The organism is Corynebacterium freiburgense, from assembly GCF_030408815.1.
Classification (GTDB): Bacteria; Actinomycetota; Actinomycetes; order Mycobacteriales; family Mycobacteriaceae; genus Corynebacterium; species Corynebacterium freiburgense.
The window spans coordinates 2331981-2349536 of the sequence record NZ_CP047355.1 but is presented as its reverse complement, the minus strand read 5'-3'; the positions used below and the strand labels follow the sequence as shown (position 1 = coordinate 2349536).

17 protein-coding genes are annotated in these 17556 nt (G+C 50.5%); 8 read left to right on the top strand and 9 right to left on the bottom strand.

Annotated features, from left to right (window positions below; translation table 11 throughout):
• Positions 1–17: 17 nt before the first annotated feature.
• Positions 18–2081 (top strand): bifunctional copper resistance protein CopD/cytochrome c oxidase assembly protein, encoded by a 2064-nt coding sequence (locus CFREI_RS10550; protein ID WP_051256136.1) that lies wholly within the window; start codon positions 18–20, stop codon positions 2079–2081.
• A 200-nt stretch (positions 2082–2281) separates the two neighbouring features.
• Positions 2282–2806, top strand: coding sequence for a single-stranded DNA-binding protein (locus CFREI_RS10545; protein ID WP_051256137.1), 525 nt, complete (start codon positions 2282–2284; stop codon positions 2804–2806).
• Positions 2807–3388: 582 nt separating this feature from the next.
• Here CFREI_RS10545 and CFREI_RS10540 read toward each other — a convergent pair.
• Positions 3389–3535, bottom strand: coding sequence for a hypothetical protein (locus tag CFREI_RS10540; protein WP_156907827.1), 147 nt, complete (start codon positions 3533–3535; stop codon positions 3389–3391).
• Positions 3536–3755: 220 nt separating this feature from the next.
• Between CFREI_RS10540 and ettA the strand changes: the two genes are divergently transcribed.
• A complete protein-coding gene (gene ettA, locus CFREI_RS10535) occupies positions 3756–5426 on the top strand; it encodes an energy-dependent translational throttle protein EttA (RefSeq protein WP_027013660.1) in 1671 nt (556 codons plus the stop codon).
• Positions 5427–5486: 60 nt separating this feature from the next.
• On the opposite strand, the gene CFREI_RS10530 is transcribed toward ettA, so the two are convergent.
• Both CFREI_RS10530 and CFREI_RS10525 read right to left on the bottom strand, forming a co-directional pair.
• Positions 5487–6524, bottom strand: coding sequence for an aldo/keto reductase (locus CFREI_RS10530; protein WP_027013661.1), 1038 nt, complete (start codon positions 6522–6524; stop codon positions 5487–5489).
• Positions 6521–6970 carry a MerR family transcriptional regulator gene (locus CFREI_RS10525; RefSeq protein ID WP_027013662.1) on the bottom strand — a complete coding sequence of 150 codons (450 nt, stop codon included), beginning with the start codon at positions 6968–6970 and terminating at the stop codon, positions 6521–6523. Before CFREI_RS10525 ends, CFREI_RS10530 begins: the two co-directional genes overlap by 4 nt.
• Positions 6971–7173: 203 nt before the next feature.
• Between CFREI_RS10525 and CFREI_RS10520 the strand changes: the two genes are divergently transcribed.
• The 3 genes from CFREI_RS10520 to CFREI_RS10510 all read left to right on the top strand — a co-directional run bounded on the left by CFREI_RS10520 (position 7174) and on the right by CFREI_RS10510 (position 9453).
• Positions 7174–7614: an acyl-CoA thioesterase gene (locus tag CFREI_RS10520; RefSeq protein ID WP_027013663.1), complete on the top strand. Its 441-nt coding sequence runs from the start codon at positions 7174–7176 to the stop codon at positions 7612–7614.
• A gap of 1 nt (position 7615) precedes the next feature.
• Positions 7616–8221, top strand: coding sequence for a DUF8185 domain-containing protein (locus tag CFREI_RS10515; protein ID WP_027013664.1), 606 nt, complete (start codon positions 7616–7618; stop codon positions 8219–8221).
• A 98-nt stretch (positions 8222–8319) separates the two neighbouring features.
• Positions 8320–9453 carry a cystathionine gamma-synthase gene (locus tag CFREI_RS10510; protein WP_035112609.1) on the top strand — a complete coding sequence of 378 codons (1134 nt, stop codon included), beginning with the start codon at positions 8320–8322 and terminating at the stop codon, positions 9451–9453.
• Between the two features lie 406 nt (positions 9454–9859).
• Here CFREI_RS10510 and CFREI_RS10505 read toward each other — a convergent pair whose 3' ends face one another.
• Positions 9860–10240 (bottom strand): globin, encoded by a 381-nt coding sequence (locus CFREI_RS10505; RefSeq protein WP_027013667.1) that lies wholly within the window; start codon positions 10238–10240, stop codon positions 9860–9862.
• A gap of 591 nt (positions 10241–10831) precedes the next feature.
• Between CFREI_RS10505 and CFREI_RS10500 the strand changes: the two genes are divergently transcribed.
• Together CFREI_RS10500 and CFREI_RS10495 are read left to right on the top strand one after the other, a co-directional pair.
• Positions 10832–11353, top strand: a complete 522-nt coding sequence (locus CFREI_RS10500) for a hypothetical protein (RefSeq protein WP_027013668.1) — start codon at positions 10832–10834, stop codon at positions 11351–11353.
• A 2-nt stretch (positions 11354–11355) separates the two neighbouring features.
• Positions 11356–12174 carry a PrsW family intramembrane metalloprotease gene (locus CFREI_RS10495; protein WP_035112611.1) on the top strand — a complete coding sequence of 273 codons (819 nt, stop codon included), beginning with the start codon at positions 11356–11358 and terminating at the stop codon, positions 12172–12174.
• On the opposite strand, the gene CFREI_RS10490 is transcribed toward CFREI_RS10495, so the two are convergent.
• The 5 genes from CFREI_RS10490 to CFREI_RS10470 are packed head-to-tail and all read right to left on the bottom strand — an operon-like array spanning position 12125 to position 17441.
• Positions 12125–13345, bottom strand: a complete 1221-nt coding sequence (locus CFREI_RS10490; RefSeq protein WP_027013670.1) for a glycerate kinase family protein — start codon at positions 13343–13345, stop codon at positions 12125–12127. The genes CFREI_RS10495 and CFREI_RS10490 overlap by 50 nt on opposite strands.
• 13 nt (positions 13346–13358) lie before the next feature.
• Positions 13359–14912, bottom strand: coding sequence for an SLC13 family permease (locus CFREI_RS10485; RefSeq protein ID WP_084170860.1), 1554 nt, complete (start codon positions 14910–14912; stop codon positions 13359–13361).
• Between the two features lie 5 nt (positions 14913–14917).
• Positions 14918–15580, bottom strand: coding sequence for a response regulator transcription factor (locus CFREI_RS10480; protein ID WP_027013672.1), 663 nt, complete (start codon positions 15578–15580; stop codon positions 14918–14920).
• Entirely contained in the window at positions 15577–17052 is a 1476-nt protein-coding gene (locus CFREI_RS10475; protein WP_027013673.1) for a sensor histidine kinase, read from the bottom strand. The genes CFREI_RS10480 and CFREI_RS10475 overlap by 4 nt, the downstream gene beginning before the upstream one ends.
• Positions 17053–17054: 2 nt before the next feature.
• Positions 17055–17441, bottom strand: coding sequence for a hypothetical protein (locus CFREI_RS10470; RefSeq protein ID WP_035112614.1), 387 nt, complete (start codon positions 17439–17441; stop codon positions 17055–17057).
• Positions 17442–17556 lie beyond the last annotated feature (115 nt).

The window sequence follows — 17556 nt, the reverse complement described above, 5'->3', positions numbered from 1 at the left end:
CTATTACCCTTGGTTGCATGTCTGACGTTGCTTTGGATACCCCCGCTGCTGCTGCGCCGTCGAAAAGCGGGCGGGTGCGTGCGTCGTGGCCGTTGTTTTTAGTGTTTTTCCTTACTGCGGGTGCGATCGGTGCCTTGATTGCATGGCAGTTTTTGGGAGCTTCACTTGCGGCTTTGGGGATTCCGGACCCAGGTCCATTGACCACCGCCGGGTTGCCGTTTTTGCGCGCCGGGGGGTGGATTCTGGCTTCATTGAGCGTGGGTTCATTTTTATTGGCGGGGTTTTTGGTATCCCCGCGGAGCGATCAATTACGCTCGGCGGAGCTAAGCGTTGATGGCGCAATTGCGGTGCGGACGGGCGCGGCGTCGGCAATTCTTTTTGGTGTGATTGGTTTGCTGATGGTGCCAATGTACCTTTCGGATGTTTCAGGCGAACCACTAACGCAGGCATTGCGCGTGGAAAATTGGGGGGTAGCTATACAGCAAGTATCGACGTCGCTTGCCTGGGCCTGGGTGGGTTTGCTTGCGCTGTGCACGGGCGCCGTTGGGTTATTTGTGCGCAAGTGGATTATGGTGCCGCTATTATTGTTTGGCTCGATACTCATGATCGTTCCATTGGGTTTAGAGGGGCACTCGGCTACCGGCGGAGACCACGACTATGGCACAAACTCCTACTTATGGCACGTGCTTTTTACAGTGCTGTGGCTCGGTGGCCTTATGGCACTTATTGCACACGGTTTGCGCCGTGGGCCGGATATTCATATCGCAGTGGCCAGATATTCTCGCATTGCTTTAGTGGCGGTTATTGTTATGTCGCTTTCCGGATTGATAAATGCTGCAATTCGCATTGAGTTTTCTGATTGGTTCACCACAGACTATGGGCTCTTGATTACCGCCAAATTTGTGGGTGTGATTCTACTGGCTGGTTTCGGATGGTTGCATCGCGCATGGGCAATTCCCCGGCTGCCGGAAAACCCACAACTTTTTCGGCAGGTTGCCATTGTAGAAGTCTTGGTCATGGCTGCCATTTGCGGTGTGGCCGTGTCCCTAGGGCGGACCCCACCGCCTCCACCTAGGGAACCCGACCTTAATACAATGGACATCCAGCTAGGCTACAAACTGTATATTGAGCCAGATATCTGGAATGTCTGGACAATGTGGCGTTTCGACATTGTATTTGGCACGCTCGCCATTCTCCTTGCCGCCGCATACATATGGGGTGTATGGAAACTTCGCCAAAAAGGCAAAGCATGGCCATGGGGCCGCACCGCATGGTTCCTTACCGGATGCCTTATGTTGCTAGTCACAATGTGCTCTGGAATTGGTATGAATATGCCTGCCACGTTCTCCATGCACATGGTGGGCCATATGATCCTTTCCATGGGGGTGCCCGTATTCTGGGCACTTGGCGGCCCACTTACTCTATGGCTCGATGCCTTGGAACCGGGTACGCCTGGCCGTCCCGGCCCTAGAGAATGGCTGGAAGTTGCCATGGATAATCCGATCGTTCGATTCCTTACTATCCCGGCCGTAAATACCCTGCAGTTTTTGATTATTTTCTATATCTTGTACCTCACCCCGCTCTATGATGTCGCAGTTTCTGAGCACGCAGGACACCTAGGCATGAACGTGATCTTTTTATGGTCAGGCTGGATGTACTACTGGGAACTTATTGGTGTGGATCCAGTCCCAGTTCGCCAAAACCCAATGGGCAAGCTTGCTTGGCTTACAGGCTCGCTGCCATTCCATATGTGGTTTGGTGTCACACTCATGCAAATGCAGACAATCTTGGCGGAAGAATTCTATTCCACACTCGGGCTGCCATGGGAGCTTAATCTACTGCACGACCAAAATGTTGGTGGTGGTATTGCATGGGCTTCCGGACAATTCCCGCTGGTAATTGTATTCGGCGCATTAGTATTGGCTTGGTATAAAGATGATCGCCGCCAAATGCGTACATATGACCGGCGTGCAGACGAGACTGATGATGCAGATATGGAAGCCTATAATGCCATGCTGGCAAAAATGAATGCGGGTTCGAATCCTTTTGAGGAGTACTACGAAAAAGACATCCGCAAATAGTACAGTGGGCGAGGCTTGTGCATTGCCGTATTACTGCGGAAAAGTCAAGCTCTAGATCTATTGAGCGTGCAGCACTTGTGGAAAAACCAGGAGTTCTCCACAAGTGCTGCATTGTGTTTCGGAAGGTACTAGGTCAAGGCCTGTTTTTGGTTCATGGTGGAGGTGAAAGAGTACGCATTGCATGTAAAGGAATAGGGAATATGGCACAGCAAAGTGTGACAGTAACCGGCCAAGTTGTGGGGAATCCGGTGATTACAAAATTAAATACGGGATCGGAGATTGTGCGTTTTCGAATTGCCTCAAGTAGGCGGCGGCTCAATGAAAAAACCAATGAGTGGGAAAGCTACGACACTCTTTACATCGGTGTGGAATGCTGGTCCCAATTAGCTCGAAATGTAAAAATGAGTCTTAAAATGGGCATGTCAGTTATTGCAACAGGAATTTTTGTAACAAGTGAATGGACCGATAAAGACGGGATAAAACAATCACGGATTGTGTTGAAAGCAGCACATGTTGGGGTGGATTTAAATAGGTATACCGTCAATTCCCTGCCCACGGTGCCAGTGACTGCTGTGGGTGATCGGCGGGTGGCGGCACCAAAAGTGTTTAACCCGGAGGCGAGCAACGCCTATGATCGAGACCTTACAAAACCAGAAGGCGATGCAGCTGCTGAATTGGATACACAACGCAACCAGGATTCTGCGCTCCGTGCGGTAAGCGGATAAAACTAAACTTGCCCCCCGGAGGTCGGACTGGCTTGTTGTTCTATGGTGCTTTTTTGGGGGGTGGGTGGGTTTGGGTAGGTGCGGAAAGGACCAGGGTAGGCAGATTTGTGTTGTGGGCTTCTGGTCTTGTGGTGTGAGCTGGGGAAATGTGGTGGTGGGTTGTGGGTGATGTGAAATCTGCCTGATTTCGGGGTGGTGGGGTGTCAGATCTGCCTGGTTTTCGGCGCGGATCGGCAGAAAATCCAGGGTTTTCGGGGTGAGTTGGGTGGTTTCCCGAGCCTTCGGGCCGCTTTCCGGGGTGTTTGATAGGCTCACCCTATTGAACTAGTGATGTTTTCAGTCCTACTGTCACGGATTCCATAAAATCGCCTGAAAAAATGGAATTTGTGACAGCAACCAACATTGTACACAATCGTTGACCTGGGGTTTGTCGCAGATTCCATAAAAACAACGAAAAACAACGAAAAAAAAGGAATTTGTGACAGGTTCCCTACCTATCGTGTCGCAGATTCCATAAAATCCGCCGAAAAAATGGAATCTGTGACAACACGCCCAGCCAGCGCCAAAAAAGACCAACCAGCCTTAAGTAAATCCCAGCTCACCACAAGCACACAACCAAGCCACCGGCCAAAACGAAGCCAAAACCAGGCCTTCATCAGCCCAGTCCAGCGGAATCCGGAACACCACAGTCACGCAAGCCCCAATGTTCCCAAAGGTCACACCAGCCACAAAGGGGCCTTGAGGTCAGCCACAGAGATCCCTCAAAAAGCCAAGCCAGTCCCAAACCTGGTACAGTGCAGTCCAACAAACGGGGAGCAGTTCAAACTGTATTCGGGCGGGCAATGGTTCGTGCGGTACCCTTTGATGTGATTGATGCCGAGTCTTATCCTTGGGTATTCAAAGTTTTCATTTGTTCCAACCGTAATTTCTATTATTTGTAAGGGGAGATATGGGCGAGTTCATCTACACGATGAAAAACGTGCGCAAAGCCCACGGCGACAAACTCATCTTGGATAATGTCACCATGGCGTTTTACCCGGGTGCCAAGATTGGTGTTGTCGGGCCAAACGGTGCAGGTAAGTCTTCGATTTTAAAGATTATGGCTGGAATTGATCAGCCTTCTAATGGTGATGCTTATCTTGAACCAGGTGCCACTGTTGGTATCTTGCTGCAGGAACCCCCTTTAAATGAGGAAAAGACGGTTCGGCAGAACGTTGAAGAAGGTCTTGGAGAAATCTTCCAAAAAAAGCAGCGGTTTGAGGCTATTGCCGAGGAAATGGCCACTAATTACACCGACGAGCTCATGGAAGAAATGGGCAAACTGCAGGAAGAGCTTGATGCTGCCGAAGCTTGGGAAATTGATTCCAAGATCGAGCAGGCATTAGATGCATTGCGGTGCCCCCCAGGCGATGAACCTGTGACGCACCTTTCGGGAGGTGAGCGGCGTCGAGTAGCATTAGCGAAGTTATTGTTATCTGAGCCGGACTTATTGCTTCTTGATGAGCCGACAAACCACCTTGATGCGGAGTCTGTACTGTGGCTGGAACAGCACCTGGCCAAGTACCCGGGCGCTGTACTGGCAGTTACCCACGACCGCTACTTCTTGGACCATGTGGCCCAATGGATTTGTGAAGTAGACCGCGGAAAGCTGTACCCCTATGAGGGTAATTACTCCACCTACCTGGAGAAAAAAGCTGAGCGTCTTGAAGTTGCTGGAAAGAAAGACCAGAAATTGCAGCGCCGCCTAAAGGAAGAACTCGCATGGGTTCGTTCTGGGGCAAAGGCACGCCAGGCGAAAAACAAGGCTCGCTTGCAACGTTATGAGGAAATGGTTGCGGAAGCCGAGAAATACAAGAAGCTTGACTTTGAAGAAATTCAGATTCCAACACCGCCGCGTCTTGGTTCTCAGGTAGTGGAGGTTTCCAATCTTCATAAAGGATTTGATGGTCGGATCCTTATTAAAGACCTATCCTTTACCTTGCCGCGCAACGGCATTGTTGGCGTTATCGGCCCGAATGGTGTGGGTAAATCCACGCTCTTTAAAACCATTGTTGGTCTTGAGCAGCCAGACTCCGGTGATGTGAAAGTTGGCCAAACGGTACAGCTTTCCTATGTGGACCAAGGGCGCGAAAATATCGACGGTGAAAAAACCGTTTGGGAAGTAGTGTCAGACGGCCTTGACTATATCCATGTTGGTCAAAATGAAATGCCGTCCCGTGCATACCTTTCGGCTTTTGGCTTTAAAGGTCCTGACCAGCAAAAACCAGCCAAGGTGCTATCCGGTGGTGAACGCAACCGGTTAAATCTGGCGCTTACCCTTAAGCAGGGCGGCAACCTGATTCTGCTGGACGAGCCCACCAACGACCTCGATGTGGAAACTCTGTCCTCCCTGGAAAACGCATTGCAACAATTCCCGGGCTGTGCCGTTGTGATTTCTCACGACCGTTGGTTCCTGGACCGTACCTGTACCCATATTCTTGCCTGGGAAGGCAATGTGGAAGAAGGCAAGTGGTTCTGGTTTGAAGGAAACTTCGAAGAATATGAAAAGAACAAGGTAGAGCGGCTTGGTGCGGATGCAGCTCGGCCATCTCGGGTAACGCACCGCAAGCTTACCCGCTAGACCAAGCGCCTCTGTTTAACTGACCCCACGGACTATTGAAAATATGCAAAAGCCGTGGGGTTACTCACGTCCACTGGAAATCCATGTTGGTCCGTTATATGTAAGGTTCCGGCCGCCATAAATAAGTTGAGCAACCTTATCAAGCTGATGCATATGGGTGGGGGAAAGCGTTATATCGAGGGAACCAACGTTTTCACTCATGCGGTGTGCTTTTCGGCTTCCGGGTATTGGAACTACCGGCAGGCCAAGCAATTCACCCTGGGTACGCAACCAAGCTAATGCGATTTGGGCTGGTGTTGCGCCGAGCTCCGCGGCTACCTGTTCGATTGCGGCGAGTGCGGCCCGGTTGGCGTCGAAAAACTCTTCGAATCTTGCCTGGCCGGCACGCATAGAGTTTTGGATATCCGCTTTTGTGAGTGTGCCGGTAAGAAACCCGCGCCCTAATGGGGCGTAAGGCACAAAGCCAGTACCAAGCTCACGCGCCGCCGGAACAATATGTACCTCCACATCGCGTGACCAAAGTGACCATTCGCTTTGCACCGCCGCGATGGGGTGAATCTTTGCTGCGGCGCGAAGTTCCTCAGCGGTAACTTCGCTTAGCCCTAGATGGCGGACTTTGCCTTTGTCCACTAATTCCGCCATAGCTGCAACGGTTTCTTCGATAGGGCGGGAAAGATCCCGTCGGTGCATATAGTAAAGGTCAATGTGTTCAATGCCGAGTCGCCGTAATGAAGCCTCGCAACACTGGTGAATATAGTCACGGTCGCCACGAACCTGATTGGCGCTTTTGCCTGCAAGCGCGCCTGTAATGCCAAATTTGGTGGCCAATTGAATGTGGTTACGGCGCCCGGGCAGTTTACGCAGTACCCTGCCGATCAGTAATTCGTTTGTGCCGGCGGGGCCAGTGGTGTGAGCTTGGGGTTTGCCATAGACATCGGCGGTATCAATAAAAGTAATTCCCATATCAATGACTTTTTCCAGGGTTTGTTCAGCATCGGATTCTTCGATGCCTCCGTATACATGGCTTAGTGCCATGCCGCCGAAGCCAATGGCGCTGACTTGAAGGCCGTTTCCAAGATGGATCTTTGGAATATTCATATATCTGTTCTCCGTTGTTCCTGTAGAGTCTTGGGATCTGTAATTGGTTGTTCCGAGCAGTCCAGTTGTAGTTCTATAAGCCTTTGGTAGTGGGCTATTTTGTCATTAAGATTCCGTAAATCTTGCTGGAGCTCTGAAATATGGGCTTCTAGATGCTTTTTATGTTTTTGCAGCAGTGCCATGCGGCGACCATGGGTGGCGGCACCTCCAATAAGTAGATTGCGGAATCTGCGGATATCGGCAAGTGGCATACCGGTGCGACGTAACCGCACAATAAGTTGAATGATTCGGGCATCTGTTTCGCTATAGCAGCGTCGGCCATCAGAGCTGCGGGTAATTGCCGGGATAATGCCTTGGCGTTCGTACCAACGCAGTGTGTCTTGGCTTAGCCCAGTAATATTCGAGATTTCTGAAATGCCCATGTCGGCGCCCATGTCGCTGCTCATGCGGCCGAGCTTATTCGTTAGAGTGCACTCCAGGGCAAGAGGCAAAGAGGCAAGAGGCAAAGAGGCATGTGGGATTATGCATTCATGGTTGCTATGCTTTCCTTTGCAAAAGTTATCTAGTTTGGTAACTTAGGTAAGTCTTTCGGTGTACCCTGTGGGGTTATCTGAGCTGCACATCCACGTATGGAAGGAAACTATTGGCAATGGCTGAAGCTACAGTAAAGTCTGGGCAGGTTGAAGGCGGTCTGATTCACACTAGTAAGGTGAAACTGCGTTGGTCGGACTTTGATCGCTTTGGTCACGTTAATAATGCTGCATATATTGAGTTGGCGCATGAGGCGCGTGCGAAATTCGCGGCTGATGGGTTTGGTAGCGGGGAGTTAGAAGAGCTTCCGGCGGTGTTTATCCGCCACCTTGAGGTAGATTATTTGCGGCCGATTTTGCCGGATACGGAAGTAGTGGAAGTTGATACCCAGGTCACCTATGTTGGCAAAACTTCATTTGCCACTACACAGCGGGTAAAAGACCGATTTGGCAAGCCCTGCTGCGTGATTATTTGCACGCAGGTGCTTATTGATATGGCCACCGGTATGCCTCGCCCAATCCGCAATGATGAAAAGGCTATTCTATTGCGAGGAAAATAATATGGCACAACTTCAAGTAACTGCTGGGCATCAAGGTGTAATTGCGATGCTACAGCGCGCCCAACGTATTGACGCCCAAACCCTTGCGCGTATTCGTCAGCGCAGTGAATTCGTTGATGTTTTTGTGCAAACCCCATTCGGTGTTTTTGGTTCTCGTACTGCCACCGGCAATGTGACCCCCGATGGTGCCGTGGTGCGCGCCTCTGAGTTGATTCATGCCCTGGATGGACAGGAACTTCCGGACGCTTCCGTGGGTTGGCAAGGCATATTGCCCCCACCAGAAGGTTTCCAGCTTATCGACCAAATCCCGGCCGCCGTTGTTATGGATCTCGCCCGCAAAGGCAAAGACCTTACCCGCCAGTTTTCTGGCCCAATGGGTCCTCCGGCATCATTGCTAAACCAAGAAGTGCTGCAAGTTATGGACGGCACGCACTCCGTAGGCATACCAATGCGTATGATATTCGCGGCTGTAAACCTAGGCTTTGTTCCAGATATTGAGGCTGAGGTTCCGCGCTATCTGCGCGTTTCTTCCCATCACCGCTGGGTGCGTCTCGACGCCGCGTTCGGCTCAGTGTGGTTTCCCCAAGGCGGAATTAACCTATTCTAGACCAAGCTGTTTGTTTTATTTACCTGGTGCTTTCGTTTTTTATGTACCGCTTAGTCTATTCTCGTTGGTATTAGTTTATCGACGAAAGGGTGCCGCATATGCCCGGCTTTTCTACAACCGCAATCCATGCAGGCTACGAACCTGATGCCATTGGCGCAATCAACCCGCCAATTTATGCATCAACAACCTTTGCGCAGGACGGCTTAAACCAGCTCAGAGCCGGCTTCGAATACACCCGATGTGGTAACCCCACAACAGCAGTCCTAGAAAAACTTGTCGCCGAACTTGAAGGCGGCCAATTCGGCCGCGCCTTTGCCTCTGGTATGGCCGCAACAGACGTTCTCCTCCGATGTCTGGTCCGCCCAGGTGACCACATTATCCTTGGCAATGATGCCTACGGCGGAACCTATCGCCTTATCGATTCCGTATTCGGTGCTTGGGGTGTCGAATACTCAGTTGCCAATATGAGTAACCTTGAAGACGTCCAGGCAAAAATCCAACCCAATACCAAACTCCTCTGGGTAGAAACCCCAACCAATCCTGCGCTAGGCATTGCCGATATTGCCGGATTGCGGAGCCTTGCCACGCAAATTAAGCTGGTAGTAGACAACACCTTTGCCACCCCCTACCTGCAGAAACCTCTCCAACTAGGTGCCGACGCAGTACTCCATTCCACCACCAAATACCTCGGCGGGCACTCCGATGTAGTCGGTGGCGTAGTAGTCACTGATAGTTCGGAACTCGATGAACAACTCGCATTCCTTCAAGGCGGCGCCGGTGCCATCCCCAGCCCCTTTGATGCCTACCTCACCATTCGTGGGATCAAAACCTTGCCGATACGTATGGCAGCGCACTGTGCAAATGCACAAGCGATTGCAGAATATTTAGAGGCACAACCACAGGTGGCAGAAGTGCTATACCCTGGTTTGTCGTCCTTCCCTGGACACGAGGTAGCCAAGCGGCAAATGAAAGACTTCGGCGGCATGATTTCCGTGCGCTTCCACTCCGAAAACGCAGCCCGCCACTTTTGTACTCACACGAAACTCATTTGCCTAGCCGAATCACTAGGTGGTGTGGAATCTCTTGTAGAGCATCCCGCAACTATGACCCACCAATCTGCCACAGGGTCCCAGCTGGAAGTTCCGCGGGACTTAGTGCGTCTTTCTATAGGCATAGAAGACCTAGACGATCTTTTGGCAGATATCGCGGCGGCATTGCCCGGGGCTTACTGAGTAGGAGTGTTTGTTGATAAATAGTGTTGCTGATGGGGTGATTGTTTTCACGATTACTTAGCCACAAAAGCCCAGGTCGTCCGGAACTGGCTAGGTTTGTTCAAAAAGTCCGCCAGTTACCTACCTTAGTTTTATAAAAGCCCAGGTCACAAAAACGCCAAAGTAGGTAAATGGCCAGGTTTCAAACCAAATGTAGCCAGTTCCGGACGACCTGCGATTTTCTCAAATTTCACCTGTGTTTCATTAAGCTCACAGAACCCAATAGTCACTGGAGCTTTAACTAGCCCTCGATTTTCATCCCACCAGCAAAAGATATAGTTCAATGAGTTTGTACTTCCAGGTTTAACAACTTGGCCATATGTAGCCGCGATCAAGAACTTTTACAAAAGAGCTATGGCGATATCAATTACTCTGAGTTAACCAGCATATTTGCCACCCGTTCCATGTGATCCCACATCGCTGCCCGATGCTGTTCATCCAAAGTTTCGGAATCGATCGTATCGATTGCATTTTTCATCAGCTCAAGCCAGCGGTCGCGTGCGGCGGTATCAATTGCAAATGGAAAGTGTCGCATACGCAATCGCGGGTGACCACGCTGTTCATTAAATGTTTGTGGACCTCCCCAGTACTGAGCCAGGAACCACCGAAGCCGGTCCTCGGCGCCCTCCCAATCGTCTGCGGGATACATTGGGCCTAAAATGTCGTCGACCCGTACTTGCTGGTAAAAGTGGTGAACAATCGAACGAAACGTTTGTTCGCCACCAACACTCTCGTAAAAAGATTCCATGAGTCTTACTTTATTCGGCCATGGTTACAGCTGGAACTTGATGTCTGCGAAGGGGTGTTTGGTTCAGTTCCTCGCCTCAGCTCTGGTTGGTATTGAACAGTTATCGGTTTTTACTGGCGCACGTCGCATTGCGTGAAAATCAGGCAGATTTAACGGCAAAAATCTGAGAATCAGGCAGATTTAACATTGCCCATGATGTGTTGCCGTGTTTTCCCAGTTCGTAGCATAGATCAATGGCTTTTCAGATAAATCTGCCTTTTAGCCCCGCGAAAACCGACCACTTTTGTACCACTCGGCTCAATAGCCAAGTTTTCTAAACGCCCCCATCCATCCCAAAGGTCCCATCCGCCCCAAAAACCACAAGCCTTATCAGAGTACAAGCGTTCCACGCTTTTATTGCAGTTTCCGCTGTAATTAGGGGCTCACCATGTGTTCGTTTGTGGTTTTCCACGGGTTACCAAGGGGCTCCCTAAGGGTTTTGCATTGGGTGGCAGATGTTTTGGCGAGTATCTACTGGTACTAATTATTGATGCTGGGACAAATATATTTTTGTCTTTGTTGGTGGCTCGATTGCTTGGATAGAAAGTTTCCATGCCTGGTTCTGGTTTGCTTTATGATGTGCGTTTGGCACTGGTGGTGTTGTGTTTACTTGCGGTTCCTTGGCTGGTGCCCAGCTGTATTAGTGGTGTTGTTTCAAAAGAGAATGTTGCTGCTGTGGGGGTGCAGGAAGTACGTATGGGGCGTGGGGTTGCGCGGTTTTCTGTGCCGGGTGGGTTTCGGCGTTCATTGGCTACGAATCGGGATTTCCGACTATTTGAGCGGGGTTCGCAACGGATTGGGGTTCGGATTGTAAGTGGGGTGCGTGATCCTGAAGCTGCCGCTTTGCGGTATGTGCATGATCGTATTGAGCATGCGCGTATCGACGCCCCGCTCCGTGACGCTCGTTTTCAGGGGTACCGGTGTCGTATTGTTAGGGAATTATCGGAGGAAGGGGAGTGCATGGTGGTGATTCACCGGAATTATTTAGTTGCGGTGACTTCTACAACCACGGATGCTAGCCCTCCGATTGATATTGAAGATGTGATGCGTAATTTGCGGGTGGTTCAGGAATGAGCGTGGTGTATCAGCCTCGGAGTGCCCTGTGGTGGGTCTTGGTGGTTTTTGGGTTGATTGGCACGAGTTCTCTTGTTCGCACTCTATTGCGGCTTGGTTCCGGTTCCTTGCTGGTGGGCGGATTGATCGTTGTTGTGGCTTCCATGGTTTGTGCGGCGATTATTCTGCATTTTGTGCGTCCAGTTCCAGTCGGTACCCATGTATTGGGCTTGGCGTTTGGGGCGGGCGCAAGCATTGCTACTTGGATAGCGTTGCAGGGGAATCAGGCATTTGTGTTTGTGTATTTTGTGATTCCGAATTATGCGGAAGCATGGCAGCCAGCCATTGCGGGACCCTTTACAGAAGAATGGGCAAAAGCCGTGGTGATTTTACTGCTGGTTTTGCTCACGGGCGTACCGCGAAGCCCCGCTACTGGTTTGGCGATTGGTGGGTTTGTGGGATTAGGTTTTCAGACTGCCGAAAATTTTGTGTACGTTGCCCACGGCGCAGTAGAGGATCCAAATAGTGATCTTGAAGGAGCCTTACTGGTCGCGGGTCTACGGTTTTTTATTGCTATTGCATCCCACTGGGTCTTTTCAGCTTTTGCGGGAGTCGGGGTGATACTGCTGTTAAACCGAATATTTATGCCCGGGGTCGGGCTATTGGTCCTAAGCTATGTGTGGCATTTTTTATGGAATACGCCATTGGAAATGCATGTGGGTTTGTGGATTATCGTCTCCAAAATGGTTTTTATTATTTCGGCGTTTGTGTGCTTTGCCCGTTGGGTTCGAGCTAAAGAAGCGGAGTATTCAATGCCTTTCGCGCACTCCGACTGTTCATAGCGGAACCCAGTTGTAGCAACCGCATGGTGCGTTCCGCGGCGTCGGTAAGCAATGTGGTGCCGTTTTGTAGGGCGTCCTGAAGGTTCATGGGGATGGTCATAATTGAAGCCACAGCCCCAATCCCAACATCATGCACACTTGGTGCGCCTTGCCCCAGTGAGCCTGCAATCGCAAGCACCGGGACGCCTGAAGATTGAGCGCGTCGGGCGATCTCCGCAGGTACTTTTCCGCGTGGTGTTTGAAAATCAATGGCGCCTTCTGCAGTAATTACCAAATCTGCCGCAGCGATCAATTCATCCAACGATCCGTTCGGGCCGGCTGGGACACGGCCCAAGAGGATATCGAAACGGTTGTGTAGTTTCGCGCCAAGGGCGGCAAGACCAGCGCCTAAACCTCCGGAAGCACCACTACCAGGGCCGGACAATAAATTTAGGCTTGGTGCAGGGCAAGCCGAAGTAAGTAGGGTAGCAAAATTTGTAAGGGCGGCGTCGAGTTGCTGAACTTGTGATGGCGTCGCACCTTTTTGCGGCCCGAATACCGCCGCGACGCCGCGGGGACCAGTAAGTACATTGTGAATATTGCAAGCCAGTAATACCTCAGAATCCTCCCAAGCAGGGTGCAATCCAGAAAGATCGATCGTGGCGGCATTAATCAGTGCCGAGCCACCAGCTGGAAGATCATTGCCTTCTGCATCGAGAATCCGCACGCCAAGGGCTTGCAGCGCGCCAGCACCTCCATCGCAAGTACCAGAATCCCCGCAACCAACGATAATGCGACGCATACCATGGTCGAGGGCGTCAGCAATAAGTTCACCGACGCCATATGTTGTGGTGGCACCAGGGTCGCGCTGGTCCTTAGGCACCAAACTCAAACCGGCCGCAGAAGCCATTTCAATGACCGCTGTTTGTTGCGGTAATCCAAGCCATGTTGCGGAGACTCGCTGCCCCACTGGACCTGTGACTTCGATCGTATTTGGGATGGCATCTTCACGGGCAGAAAGAATTTCAATAGTGCCTTCCCCGCCGTCAGGCACAGGGAAGATATCTACGCGAACTCCAGGATAGACCCGGCGAACACCCGCAGCGATTGCATCGGCTACCTCTACTGCGGACAAACTTTCCTTAAAACCTGACGGCGCTACAAGAATCCGTTCTGGCATATAAACACTCACAAATGCTCCAATCTTAAATAAAGATATTCAGCCCCAGTAAAGGCCAAATACCAAAGGCGAAAATTAAGCAAAGTGCTAGATGCAGCGGCAATAAAAATAATGAAACACGAAGTAATTGTTGGTCATTAAACACTGCTACATTCGCTTCTGCGCCGGTGGCTTTAAACATTGCCAATGGTTTTGCAGAAGCCGGTAATGTGTGGCAAAAACCTGCAGCAGCAGTAGAAATAAAAGCCGCTGCCAAAGGATTTACACCGATACTTGGTGCAATAACAATCACCAAAGGGATTAAGACCGCAGAACGCGCGGAACGAGATTGCACCAATAGGTGAGCCAAGGAAGAAACCACAATTACCAGGATAATAAAAATAATGCCGCCGACAACACTCTTGTGAGGCTCACCAAATACACTTTTTGCGAGTGCTTTAGCGGCTCCAGAGTCAGTTAATGCCCTGCTCATTGCCAGTGTAGCGGCCATAAAGAGCAAAAGCGACCACGGGATTTTTTTAATGGAAGTATTTAAAGAAACTGATCCGAAACATGGGCATGTAATGAGCAAACCTCCAATTAATGCAACAACCGCGGGGTGAATACCGTGGAGGTTTTCTGTACTCCATAAAACGATAGAAATTATTAATACTAAGAGTGTCCGAATCTCCCATGATGAAAGCGCTCGGGAATGCTCAGTAAATGCTTCTGGTTGAATATTAATTTCAGTTTTCCGTTGACTTTTTGTGGTGGTTAAAAACAACACCAGCTCAGCGGCTGTATGGGAGGAAATAAGCGCAAGTGGAAGACCAAATAATAGCCACTGAGTAAAGCTAAAAGCCTCAAGATTATTGGTGGTTAGAATCTGGTTTGTAATTAAATGCGCACCCGCTCCAATAAGGGAGCCTACCGCTGAAAATAAAATGGTAATTGGGAAGACCAGGCTGAGTGTTCGGGTGAGCCAGCTATCGCGGTCACCAAGCGAATGGGCAAGTGCTAAAAACACCGGAATTACTAATGCGGCTCGCCCAGAGGTTGCAGGAACTGCGTATACGGTGCATACGATTGCCAGGGTAATTAGATGCACTAATACCCGTGGGGAACTAACTCCTTTAGTAACAGCTACAGCCCCGCGTTCGGCCAGCCCAGATGCAGAAACAGCAGAGGCAATAATAAATGCGCCAATAAGCAGCCACATTGTGTCATCCCCAAGGGCGCTAAACAGTTGGGGGACTTCAATAATGCCTATTACGGCCAGGGCAGTGGCGGCGCTTAAAGCTACATAGGTATCGTCAATATCGGTAAAAACCCAAAACCATACTGCGATGGCAAATACCGTAAGCGTGATTTTAGTGTCAGAGCTAAAACTATCTGGCATCCGCATAAGCAGCGAAAGCAGAATAAGGAATCCTATTATTGGGGGAGCGATTTTTCGCCATGGTGGCAAGGTAAATTGTTGCCGGGGACGGTCATGATTTTGGGATGTAGGTGGTCGGGTTGACCACCGAGCAGGGGGGTCTGGTGCTTCTTCAATGGTGACAATTTTTATGGGGACGGTTGCAGAACAATCGTCGTTCATTGGTTTCACCTCAATCGGTACCCAGTGCCTCGAACAGTTTCTACGCGTTTAGCGCCTATTTTCTTGCGCAAGGTGCGAACGTATACATCAACTACATTTGATCCAGGATCAAAATCCATTCCCCAAACTTTGCTTAACAATTGTGCTCTTGAAAGTACCTGGTCAGGGTGTCGCAAAAATGTTTCTAGCAGGCTTGCCTCGCGACGGGTTAGGTCATGTGTTTTGCCTGCAACATGGACTCTTTGAGTTCTTAAATCAAGCGACAAATTACCGCGAGAAAGAATATTAGTATCACCGTCACGACTACTTCGGTCGGTGAGACGCAACTTGACTCGCGCCAAAAGTTCCGCAAATTGGAAGGGCTTGGGCATGTAATCGTCCGCCCCACCTTCTAGTGTACGTACACGATCCTCAATTTTCGTACGGGCTGTAAGCACGATCACAGGAAGATTATTGCGAGCCTGGCGGAGTTGGCTTAGCACTTCACCACCATCTACCTCGGGTAATCCAAGGTCCAGGATAAGAAGATCGTATGCTCCAGAATTCGCCAAGGCGAATGCTTCATCACCGCTATCGGTAATGGTGCATGCAAAGCCAGCCGCTGTAAGACCTCGGTGGATAAAATCTGCGATTCCGTGGTCATCTTCGGCAATAAGAATCCGGCTCATGGGGTTTCCTCCAGTATTTCTTGATCAATTATTTCCGGTGCTGGAATATCTAAACCAAAGGTGGATCCCACATTGACGGTGGACTCCACCCATGCGCACCCATTATGGGCATCGGCGATGGCGCGCACAATGGATAGCCCCAAACCAGCGCCGTGCTTATTACGGCTTCGGGTGTCTCGGCTGGCACCGTCTGCTCGGGTAAATCGATCGAAAAGTGTAGGGAGTTTATCCTCAGGAATACCAGGGCCTTGGTCCTTGACCCATAGGCGCAATAGCCGGTCACGGCCGCTATTTAAGAATGCGCTACCTAGTTCGATTTGGTCACCTGGCATCGTATGGCTAACGGCATTGTTATAGAGCTCTAGCATGGCCTGAGTAATCCGTTGTTCATCAAGGATTACTTCGCCTTCTGCAACGCCTGTGATCACAACATCACGGATCGCCATAACAAGTGCTTTTTCTTCAATATCGATAAGCAGTTCTGCTGCATCCACACGGGCGGTGGTAATAAAGTCAGAAGAGTTTGCAATGGCCAGGGTAAGTAAGTCCGTCACTATACGAGTCATACGATCTAGCTCAGTAATTGCTAATGCAACTGAGCGGTCGCGTTGTTCTTCGGTTGCTACTTCTAGTAATTCGAGCTGCCCACGGATCACCGTAATGGGGGTACGTAGCTCGTGTCCTGCGTCGTCGACAAATTGCCGTTGGACTTGGTATGCCGTTTCAAGTCGGTCCAGCATATCGTTAAAAGTAATAGCAAGTTGCGCGATTTCATCGTTTCCGGCTACCGGTACGCGGCGAGTTAAGTCAGTATCGGTAATGCCAGATGCGACCTTGCGAAGGTTACGTATAGGCACCAAGATTTGGCCTGCAACGAGCCATGCAATAAGTACTGTCATGGCAAGCCCACCTGCCCCAACACCTGCAATAATTGCGGTTTGTTCTGTGACTTTACGTTGGGATTCCGCAGTAAAGACAAGGACCGCAAATGAGCCGCTTTCTTTTGTATCCGTGACCACATCAACGCGGCCCCAGTGAACCGCGCCGAGCTCGGGGTCGTGGTACACCCCAGAGACCTCTTTGGAATCCATGACGTGGTTTACTACTTTCCCAATATTTTCTTTGTCTTGGGGAATATAGGTTTCCGTTAACGCCGAAAGGTCAATTTGCATTGTTGATTTATCGGCGCGACCCACCAGGAGCTCATCGGGGCCAACCATCTGCCTGGCGAGGTATAGCTCAATGAGTTCGTGGGTGTCTGTAAGGGGTTTGGAGGTCTGCGGATTCGTACCCTGTTGAACAAATGTTCGGAACTCATTGGTTTCAAGCTCAACCGATGAGTTCGCGGCTGACACCACTTGGGAACGCAGAATAGTGCGGGTAGTAAGCGTTACTGCCAATAAAGCAAGGAATACCGTGGCGACAATCCATAGGACGATACGCCATCGGACAGACGTGCCTATCCAATTCAAAATTAATCATCCTCGTCGTCAAAGTCGTCATCGTCAAAAATCACCGGTGGAACAAATGGTGGAATATGGATGTCGATTTGCGGCAAAGGAGGTAGTGGTGGTGGAGCGGGCGGTGGTGCAGCTGGCGGCGGTGGTGCCGGTTGCTGCTGATAGTTATCGGCAGGTTGAGGGTCCGGAATCACTTCTTGTGATGGCTCAACAGTGGGTTCCGGTTCGTTGGTAATTGTTTCCTCCGTTTTAGAAGGGGTAGTGGTTACCTTAAACGTGACTGGTTTAGGGTCAATCTTGGGTTCGGCTGTGCCGCCCGCGAGTGCTGTGCCACCTACGGCGAGGAGCACGAGGCCTCCAAGCGCACCGACAAGAGGCACAAAGCGTCCAAGATTTTTCATACATTTCAGTATGGGACGTAAAGGTGAAGCTCGTGTGAGATTTAAATGAAATACTCTTCATCATTGCTACCCCCGCACGAACCTCAACCATGAGTTTTTATGAGTTTTTCGACGC